The following is a 10,013-nucleotide window of genomic DNA, read 5'->3' as shown; positions in this document are numbered from 1 at the left end:
CCGCAAAGGAGGCAGGTTGGACAGGGTTGTGCTTCATGCACTGGCTTTTAACACACTGTTGAGTTCTCAAGAAACGGACGCGTACACCGTCGTCCCGGCTGGTTTTGGCCGGAGAACCAGGGGCGGTTCGTTTTCGTGCTGTTCTTTCGTTGTGCCGTTATTCTTTCAGGCCCGCTTTTTCGTGTCAAACCGGCTCGTTTTGAATCGATTGACTTGATCTTGCAGGTCTTGCTGGAATTCGGCGGCTCCGTTTCCAGAGCAACCCCTCAAACTTACCAGCACCTGAGCGGCTCTGCGAACCGATCTCCGGAACCTTGGGTTTCAAAGGGATTGTCAGCGGACACGACACAAGCCATACGGAAGTCACCGGAGTGATTAGAGTGGTTTGCGTCGGACCCTGCCGACTCCAAAAGATTAGCAGTCCTCCAAGAGCGCTCGGAACGTAACGGCGAACCCCGTACGAGGAAACCTTGGGCCGACCGGAGGGGCCGAGCCCGGCTCGCGAGCAGCGCGGGCCCCGGCGCGTCGAGGCAGGCCGAGGTGGATCAAGGCCGATCGACCCGACCGGGCGAGTGATCCGAACGGGGACCGGCGGAAACATAGACTCGGCTGAGTGAGCAGCCAGACGCCGCCGACGGCGAAGAAGGTTCCCAGCGAGCGCGTGCACCACGGGGACACCGTGGTCGATGACTACGCGTGGCTGACGGTAAAGGACGACCCGGAGGTGGTCGCCTACCTGGAGGCGGAGAACGCCTACACGCAGGAGGCGACCGCCCACCTCAAGCCCCTGCAGGAGACGCTCTTCCAGGAGATCAAGGGACGCACCCTGGAGACCGACCTCTCGGTCCCCACCCGCAAGGGCGGTTGGTGGTACTACTCGCGGACCGAGGAGGGCAAGCAGTACGGCATCCAGTGCCGGGTGGCGGCGGACGGCGAGACCCCGCCCGAGTTGAAAGCCGGCGAGTCGCTTCCCGGTGAGGAGATCCTGCTCGACGGCAACGAGCTCGCCGGAGACTCCGACTTCTTCTCGATCGGCACCAGCTCGGTCAGTCCCGACGGCACCCTGCTGGCCTACTCCACCAACTTCACCGGCGACGAGCGCTTCACCCTGAAGGTGAAGAACCTCGCCACCGGCGAGACCCTCCCCGACGAGATCCCCGGCATCTTCTACGGCGGCGCCTGGTCCGCCGACGGCACGACGTTCTTCTACACCACCGTCGACGAGGCCTGGCGGCCCAACCAGGTGCACCGGCACACGATCGGCAGTCCCGCCAAGGAGGACACGCTCGTCCACGAGGAGGCCGACGAGCGGTTCTGGGTCGGCATCGGGCTCAGCCGGAGCGAGCGTTACCTGGTGCTCTCCTCCGGCAGCAAGATCACCAGCGAGGTCCGCGTCCTGGAGGCCGACGACCCCGCCGGCGAGTTCCGCGTCGTCCGGCCCCGGGAGACCGGCGTCGAGTACGGCGTCGACCACGCGGGCGACCACTTCCTGGTCCTGCACAACCGGAACGCGGAGAACTTCGAGCTGGCCACCGCGCCGCTGGACGCCCCCGGCGACTGGACTCCGCTGATCGAGCACCGCGCCGACACCCGGCTGCTCGACGTCGACGCCTTCGAGGGCCACACCGTCGTGCACTTCCGCCGGGACGGGCTCACCGGCATCCGCATCCTGCCCCGTGCCGGGGAGGCGTACGAGATCTCCTTCCCCGAGCCGATCTACGACGTGGCCCCGTCGGGCAACCCGGAGTTCGTCACGGGGCGGCTGCGGCTCGGCTACACCAGCATGGTCACCCCGCCGTCGGTCTACGACTACGACCTGGCGGCGCGCGAGCTGGTCCTGCTGAAACAGAAGGTCGTGCTCGGCGGCTACGATCCCACCGAATACGAGCAGTTCCGCGAGTGGGCGACCGCGTCCGACGGCACCCGCGTCCCGATCTCGATCGTGATGAGAAAGGGCACTCCGCGGCCGGCCCCCACGGTGCTCTACGGCTACGGCAGCTACGAGATCTCGATCGATCCCTCGTTCTCCGTCGCCAGGCTCAGCCTGCTCGACCGGGGCTTCGTCTTCGCCGTGGCGCACGTCAGGGGCGGCGGCGAGATGGGCCGCCACTGGTACGAGAACGGCAAGTTCCAGAAGAAGAAGAACACCTTCACCGACTTCGTGGCCGCCGCCGAGCACCTCTCGGCCACCGGCTGGTCGAGCGCGATCGTCGCCAGGGGCGGATCGGCGGGCGGGCTGCTGATGGGCGCGGTCGCCAACCTCGCGCCCGAGATCTTCGCGGGTGTGGTGGCGGAGGTGCCGTTCGTGGACGCGCTGAACACGATCCTCGACCCCTCACTGCCGCTGACCGTGATCGAGTGGGACGAGTGGGGCGACCCGCTGCACAATCCCGAGGTGTACGCGTACATGAAGTCGTACACGCCGTACGAGAACGTGGACGGCCGGGTCTACCCGCCGATTCTGGCGATCACCAGTCTCAACGACACCCGGGTCTTCTACCACGAGCCCGCCAAGTGGGTCGCGAAGCTCCGCGACGTCGCGGACGGCGGGCCGTTCCTGCTCAAGACGGAGATGGGCGCCGGGCACGGCGGCCGCAGCGGCAGGTACGACTCCTGGCGCGAGGAGGCCTTCACCCTCTCCTGGATTCTCGACACGACCAAGGTGACCCAGTGACATACATCGCGGCAGATGACAGGTACGACGGACGCCAGCCGTACAACAGGGTCGGCAAGAGCGGGCTCAAGCTGCCCGCCGTCTCGCTTGGGCTCTGGCACAACTTCGGTGACGACAAGCCCTTCGAGACCCAGCGGGCCATCCTGCGCAGGGCCTTCGACCTGGGAGTGACCCACTTCGACCTGGCCAACAACTACGGTCCGCCGCCCGGGTCCGCGGAGACCAACTTCGGGCGGCACTTCCGCGAGGACTTCGCACCGTACCGGGACGAGCTGGTCATCTCCACCAAGGCGGGCTACGACATGTGGCCCGGTCCGTACGGCGAGTGGGGGTCGCGCAAGTACCTGCTGTCCAGCCTGGACCGGTCGCTGGAGCGGATGGGGCTCGACTACGTCGACATCTTCTACAGCCACCGGTTCGACCCGGACACCCCGCTGGAGGAGACGATGGGCGCGCTGGACCACGCGGTCCGGTCCGGCAAGGCGCTGTACGCGGGCATCTCGTCCTACTCGCCCGAGCACACCGCGGAGGCCGCGCGGCTGCTGCGGGAGATGGGCACGCCGCTGCTGATCCACCAGCCCTCGTACTCGATGCTGAACCGGTGGATCGAGGGCGGGCTGCTGGACGTCCTGGAGGAGGAGGGCGTGGGCTGCATCGCGTTCTCCCCGCTGGCGCAGGGCATGCTGACCGACCGCTACCTGGACGGGGTCCCCGAGGGGTCGCGGGCCTCGCTGGGGCGCTCCCTCGCTCTGGAGATGCTCGCCGAGGAGACGATGCGGCACATCCGCGCCCTGAACGAGATCGCGGCCGGTCGCGGCCAGTCGCTGGCGCAGATGGCGCTGGCCTGGGCTCTGCGCGACCGGCGCGTCACGTCGGTGCTGATCGGCGCGAGCAGCGTGGCGCAGCTGGAGGACAGCCTCGCGGCCGTGCAGAACACGTCGTTCGACGCCGCGGAGCTCGCGGCGATCGACAAGGACGCGGTCGAGGCGGGCATCAACCTCTGGGCCAGGTCCAGCGAGGCCTGACCGTCCATGAGAAGGACCGCCGGGTACCCGGCGGTCCTTCCGGGACGCGGGACAGGGCTAGAGCGCCTCCTGCCGCTGCAGGTGCGCGAACGAGGCCCAGCCGGGCAGGACCGGCAGCCAGAAGGTCAGCAGCCGGAACAGCAGCACCGCCGAGGTCGCCACCTCACCGGGCAGGCCGGAGAGGGTCAGGCCGACCGACAGGGACAGCTCGACGGCGCCGAGGCCGCCGGGGGTGGGGGCCGCCGAGCCGATGGCGTTGCCCGCGAGGAAGACGATGGCGACGGCGGCGAAGTTGAGGGAGCCGCCGAAGGCGCGGACGCAGGCGTCCAGGCAGAGCACGAAGAACAGGGTGAGCATCAGGGTGCCGCTGAAGCCCTCGATGATCTTCCGGGGCGACTGGAGGACGTCGAGCAGGCGCGGGATGACGCCGGAGAACAGCGAGCGGAGCCGCGCGGTGATCATGCGGCGCAGCCGCGGCACACTCACGATGATCAGCACCACCACGGCCACCGCCAGCAGCGTCAGCACGAGCGTGCGCGACGGGGTGAACGACGAGGCGGTGTTGGAACCGGTGATGTAGGCGAACAGCAGGAGCAGCGCGATGTGGAATGCCAGCCCGATGAGCTGGGAGGCACCCACGCTGGCCACCGCCTGCCCCAGAGGGATGCCGCGTTTCTGCAGGTAGCGGGTGTTGATCGCGACCCCGCTCACCGCGGCGGGCGCGACGAGCTTGACGAACGACCCGGCGAACTGGACGAGCACGGTACGGCCGAGCGGCAGTTTCTCCGGTACGAAGCCCATCAGCATCAAGGCGGCGGCGACGTAGCTCATCATCGCGGCGACCAGTGCCACGCCGGTCCAGCTCCACTTGGCCGACGTGATCATGTTGAGGTTGATCTGCGTCAGGTAGTAGACCAGGAAGTACGCGGCGAACGCGGTGCCGATGATGGTGATCAGGGTCCTGGGGCGGAAGCGCTCCAGGCGCACCTCCTCGGCCTCGGCCCTGGGCGTGAGCTCGACGATCCGCTCGCGGATCTCGGTGAGCAGCCCCTTGTTCTTGCTGAGCGCCGCCCTGGTCTCGCGGGTCAGCGCGATCCGCTGGAGCAGCGGGAGCGCGTCGGCGAGCAGGCCGTGCCCGGCTCCGGCCGCGGCGGCGTTGACCGCCCGCCGGGCTCCGACGCGGAGGCTGAGGTAGGTGAGCAGCTGGGCGATGTCCAGGCGGAGCAGCAGATCACCGGCGGCGATCTCGCCGCTGCGGGCGTCGGTGAGGATGACCCGGCCCTCGCGGTCGACATGGATGCTGTCACCGGTCAGCCGCCGGTGGGCGAGCCGCTGGACCTGCAGCAGCAGGACCTGCTCCCAGATCTGGGCGAGCAGGTTGTCGTCGATCTCCTCGTCGGGGATGTCGTCCAGCGCGCGGGTGGGAATGTGCTCGTAGGCGAGCAGCGCGGCCTCCGTACCGATCTCGCTGGTACCGACGAGCCGGGGGGTGCTCACTCCCGCCGCCTGCGCGGCGTACGCCATCAGGGCCTCGCGCTCCAGCTCGGCGCGGAGCGAGCGGATGGCCTTGCGGCGGGTCTCGGAGTTGAGCCGGATGCGCCGCCAGATGCGGTAGAGCACCCCGGCCACCTGGCGGTCCCGGTCGAGGACCGTGACGTCGAGGCGGTTGCCGTTCCTGAGCTCGACGGCGTAGCGGCGGCTGCCCTGATAGTCGTCGTCGAGCCGATGTGCCTTGACCGGGGCGAAACCCAGCTTGCGAAGCACGCCGACGACCGCACTGCCCGGAGGGCGGGTGTTGGGGCTGCCCACGCCGTACAGGGTGGCGTAGCCGACGGCCAGGCCGACCAGGATGGAGACGACGATGCCGAGGAGGGTGGCGGCGAGCCCGGCGAACAGGGCGACGGCGTTGAGCGCGACCGCGCTCCACAGGGCCGCCCGCCAGGTGGGGCGGCGGGATATGCGCACCGCGGTGACGTAGGCGATGATCGGGGTGAGCAGCGTGTTGACCGGCTCGACTCCGGCTCTGCCTCCGGTCATCAGGAGCCTCAGGTCCTCGGGCCCGGCGTGCACGATCCACTCGCCGAGCACGAAGGAGAGCACCATCCCGGCGATGGCCGCGAAGAGCCCCTCGGCCACCCGGAGGCCGTCGCGGTGCAGCACCCGCTCGATGGCGAAGGCGATGGGCACGCCGAGCATGGCCGAGGCGCTCAGCACCCCGGCCAGGCCGCTGAGCAGGAACGGCGCCCGGCTGGTGCCGTCGGCGACGTCGCCCTCCAGACCGTTCAGGGTCTTCTGCGCGACGAGGGCGAGCAGGATGACGGCCACCAGCCCGAGCAGGGTCGCCAGGAACCGCAGCAGGTCCGAGGGGCGACGGATCCGCTGGGGAAGCAGCGGTTCGATGACGCGCACGGTCAGATCGCCGTCCGTCGCCGGCCGTGTGCCGTCGTCGGACGGCGTCTCGTCCAGCTCCTTGATTTCCGTCACCGCCAGTGATTCTGCATGTTCCGCATTACAGCTGCGTCACCGACCTTCTCCCCCAGTGTCCACAATCGGAGCCGCACGCGTGTCGATGGCTTTCGACAGTCTTGACAGTCCGACTTCCATCTTGGTGGCTGAAATCAGAAAACGAGGCCACACGGTGACACCGTATGGCGCCCCGGCCGGCGAGCGGGCCGGCCGGATGTGGTCTCGAAGAGATCGTGGACGTCCGCCTCGCGCGAAATCCCCTCCGCGGCGAGGACGGCGGAGCGAGCACAGCGTACCTGCCCGAGATCGAGAATTGACCCTTCTAGCTGCGGGAATACTGGATTTAGCGGGTGCGGGACTGGAAGGCTGACCGTCATGTCCCGATCCTCGCCCGCAGCCCGCAGGGCCGCGTCCGGGGAGCGGGAACGCCTCGTCGCGGTCGCCTCTCAGCGCCTTCCCGGGAGCGCGGGCGCTCCATGCACGTTGAGGGGTTTCGCATGAGCACTCGCGCCTCCAGGGGAATGGTGGTCGCGATCACCACAGCCTCCGCCATGGCCCTGCCCATCGTCTCCGCCGTGACGGCCGGCGCGGCACCGGCTTCGGGAACATCCTTTCCCGCGACATCCGCACCGGCACCCGGCGGGCCGGTGGGAGGCCTTCCCGGATCATCGGCCCCACCCCCCGCGGACTCCCCGATAACCCCGGAGGCCAGGGCGTTCGGGCAGTCGATCAAGGTCGTACGCGCCAAGCGGCATCTGGAAAGGCTCCAGGAGATCGCCGACGACAACGGCGACACCCGGGCCTCGGGAACCCCCGGCCACAACGCCTCGGTCACCTACGTCGCCGACTGGCTCCGCGCCGCCGGCTACCGGGTCACCCTGCAGGAGTTCACCTTCCCCTTCTTCCGCAACGTCACGTTTCCGCTGTTCCGGCGGATCATTTCGAATGTCGCCAAGCCGTACATCAACAACACCGATTTCAGGACCGTGACGTACTCCGGCTCGGGGAACGTCAGGGCACGGGTTCAGGGGGTGGACCTCACCCTGCCGCCGACTCCGAAGCCGAGCTCGACCTCCGGTTGCCAGGCGCGGGACTTCGCGAGGTTCGTCCGGGGCGGCATCGCGTTGATCCAGCGTGGTGGCTGCAGCTTTCAGACCAAGGCGGAGCGGGCCAGGGCGGCCGGCGCGTCCGGGGTGATCATCTTCAACGAGGGCCAGGCCGGCGAGGGAGCCGACGACCGCAGGGGCCTGCTGCACGGTTCCCTCGACGCCCCAACCGTGAAGCTTCCGGTCGTCTCCACCACCTACGCGGTCGGCAGGGAGCTGTCGGCGCGGGGAACGATCGTGACCCTCGTCACCGACACCGAGAGCGACCCCCGTCGCGCGACGCGCAACATCATCGCCGAGAGCGACTGGGGCGACCCGAACAGGGTCGTCATGCTCGGCGCCCACCTGGACAGCGTCCCGGACGGCCCCGGCATCAACGACAACGGCTCCGGGGTCGCGAGCATCCTGGAGACGGCGCTGGCGGCGAAGGACCTGCGGGCACGGAACAAGCTGCGCTTCGCCTTCTGGAGCTGCCACGAGTTCGGTCTGCGCGGTTCCGAGCACTACCTGGCCGGGCTCTCTCCCACGGAGAAGGCGAACATCAGGCTCTATCTGAACTTCGACGTGATCGCCTCACCGAACTACGTCCTGGGGATCTACGACGGAGACGACTCCGACGGGGCAGGCGCCCCCGCGGGGCCTCCCGGCTCGGACCGGATCGAGAAGCTCTTCGAGTCGTACTTCGCGGAGACAGGCCGGCCGTACAGAAGCGTCGACACCGCCATCCGCTCCGAGTACGGCCCCTTCGCCGCGTCGGGCATCCCCTCGGGCGGGCTGTTCACCGGCACCGTCGACATCAAGACCGCCAAGGAGGCCGTGCTCTTCGGGGGCCGGGCGGGAGTCGCCTACGACCCCTGCTACCACCTCAGGTGCGACACGATCGTCAACATCAGCGACACCGCCCTGGGGCTGAACAGCGGCGCGATCGCGACAGCGGCGTTCGTCTACGCCCGAGCCGACGACCTGCCCGGTGGCTCCGCCCCGGGATCCGGCGGTCCCCCCGTCGCCACCGATGTTCCCAACTAACGCCGTCCCCGATGTCAGAGGAGCCTGACGTGAGTCCACGTGCCTTCGGGAGAGTGCTGGCCGCCGTCACCATCGCCTCGGTCACGATCCCGCCCGTCGTCAACACGGCCTGGGCCGCGCCCCCGCCCGGGCTCGTCGCCTCCGCGCCGGTGGACACAGGTGCCCACGGCCCGTCGGAACCGCCTCCGGAGAGCCCCCTGTCGCCGGCCGCAAAGGCGTTCGGGCGGTCGATCAAGCTCGCGTCCGTCAGGCGGCACCTGGAAAGGCTCCAGGAGATCGCCAATGCCAACGGCGGTACCCGGGCCGCGGCCACCCCCGGCCACGAGGCCTCGGTCGCCTACGTCGCGGACAGACTTCGCTCCGCCGGATACCAGGTCACCCTGCAGGAGTTCGAAATCCCCTTCTTCCATGAGCGGAAGGCTCCGGTGCTGGCGCGATCGTCCCCCGTGGCCGGCGGGTACCTGCCCGGCGTCGACTTCCACACGATGACGTACTCCGGCTCGGGGAAGGTCACGGCTCCGGTGCAGGGCGTGGACCTGGTGCTGCCACCGGCCCCGAACCCGAACTCCACCTCCGGATGCGAGGTGAGTGACTTCAAGGGGTTCGTCCGGGGGAACATCGCCCTGATCCAGCGTGGCTCCTGCAGCTTCCAGGTCAAGGCGGAGCGGGCCCAGGCGGCCGGTGCGTCCGGGGTGGTCATCTTCAACGAGGGGCAGCCGGGCGAGGCCCTCGCCGACCGCAGGATTCTGCTGCGAGGCTCGGTCAACACCTCCGGCATCAAGATCCCGATCGTCGGGGCCACCTTCGCGGCCGGCAGGGAGCTGTCGGCGCCGGGAACGATCGCGACGCTCGCGGTGGACGCCGAGAGCGACCCCGACCGCAGGACACGCAACGTCATCGCCGAAAGCCGCCAGGGCGACCCGGACCGGGTGGTCATGCTCGGCGCCCACCTGGACAGTGTCATGGCCGGACCCGGCATCAACGACAACGGCTCCGGGACCGCGGGCGTCCTGGAGACGGCGCTGGCGGCGAAGGACCTGCGGACGAGGAACAGGCTGCGCTTCGCCTTCTGGGGCGCGGAGGAGCTGGGCCTGCTCGGTTCCACCCACTACGTGGCCCATCTCTCGGCGGCGGAGCGGGCGAAGATCAAGTTGTACCTGAACTTCGACATGATCGCCTCGCCGAACCACGTCCTGGGGATCTACGACGGCGACAACTCCGACACGGGCCTGGACACGCGTCCACCTGCCGGTTCCGACCGGATCGAGAAGCTCTTCCAGTCGTACTTCGACGCCGTGGGCAAGCCGCACCAGGACGCCGACTTCACCGGCCGCTCCGACTACGGCCCGTTCATCAAGGCGGGCATCGCCGCGGGCGGGCTGTTCACCGGCGCCGAGGGCATCAAGTCCGCCGAGGAGGCCGAGAAGTTCGGCGGCACAGCCTGGGCACCCTACGACAGGTGCTACCACCAGGCCTGCGACACCCTCGCCAACGTCGACGACGGGGCGCTGGAGGTGAACGCCTCCGCGATCGCCGCGGCGGCGCACGCCTACGCGTACGCTCGCGATCTCCCCGGCGATCCCGTCGCTCCCGGCCCCGCCGGAGGACCGGGAATCAAAGGACCGAGAATCGGAGCGCCGAGAGCCGGAGGAGGGCTGGGACACGACCACCGGCACGAGCCTCCGGGGCTACTCCGGTGACACCCGCGCTCCCTGG

The 10,013-nt window shown here is 69.1% G+C and carries 5 protein-coding genes; 4 read left to right on the top strand and 1 reads right to left on the bottom strand.

The features are described 5' to 3' along the window. Nucleotides 1-613 precede the first annotated feature (613 nt). Together AB0K21_RS27185 and mgrA are read left to right on the top strand one after the other, a co-directional pair. On the top strand, nt 614-2,674 hold the full coding sequence (locus AB0K21_RS27185; protein WP_343972844.1) for a S9 family peptidase: 2,061 nt from the start codon (nt 614-616) through the stop codon (nt 2,672-2,674). Next, nucleotides 2,671-3,699: an L-glyceraldehyde 3-phosphate reductase gene (mgrA, locus tag AB0K21_RS27180; protein ID WP_343972840.1), complete on the top strand. Its 1,029-nt coding sequence runs from the start codon at nt 2,671-2,673 to the stop codon at nt 3,697-3,699. The genes AB0K21_RS27185 and mgrA overlap by 4 nt, the downstream gene beginning before the upstream one ends. A 57-nt stretch (nt 3,700-3,756) precedes the next feature. Here mgrA and AB0K21_RS27175 read toward each other — a convergent pair whose 3' ends face one another. Beyond that, nucleotides 3,757-6,183: a lysylphosphatidylglycerol synthase transmembrane domain-containing protein gene (locus tag AB0K21_RS27175; protein WP_343972837.1), complete on the bottom strand. Its 2,427-nt coding sequence runs from the start codon at nt 6,181-6,183 to the stop codon at nt 3,757-3,759. A gap of 479 nt (nt 6,184-6,662) precedes the next feature. Here AB0K21_RS27175 and AB0K21_RS27170 point away from each other — a divergent pair, with 479 nt between their 5' ends. Both AB0K21_RS27170 and AB0K21_RS27165 read left to right on the top strand, forming a co-directional pair. Then, nucleotides 6,663-8,297 carry a M28 family peptidase gene (locus tag AB0K21_RS27170; RefSeq protein ID WP_364154323.1) on the top strand — a complete coding sequence of 545 codons (1,635 nt, stop codon included), beginning with the start codon at nt 6,663-6,665 and terminating at the stop codon, nt 8,295-8,297. A 29-nt stretch (nt 8,298-8,326) separates the two neighbouring features. Then, complete coding sequence (locus tag AB0K21_RS27165) at nt 8,327-9,997, top strand: M28 family metallopeptidase (RefSeq protein WP_364154320.1); 1,671 nt, start codon at nt 8,327-8,329, stop codon at nt 9,995-9,997. Nucleotides 9,998-10,013: the final 16 nt, after the last annotated feature.

Origin of the sequence: Streptosporangium sp. NPDC049248 (genome assembly GCF_040678965.1) — a bacterium.
Taxonomy (GTDB): domain Bacteria; phylum Actinomycetota; class Actinomycetes; order Streptosporangiales; family Streptosporangiaceae; genus Streptosporangium; species Streptosporangium fukuiense.
This window is presented reverse-complemented; position numbering and strand designations above follow the sequence as displayed.

Bases quoted from the DNA above. Each gene is read 5' to 3' on its own strand.
- AB0K21_RS27170 (WP_364154323.1), top strand. From the start codon at position 6,663: ATGAGCACTCGCGCCTCCAGGGGAATGGTGGTCGCGATCACCACAGCC.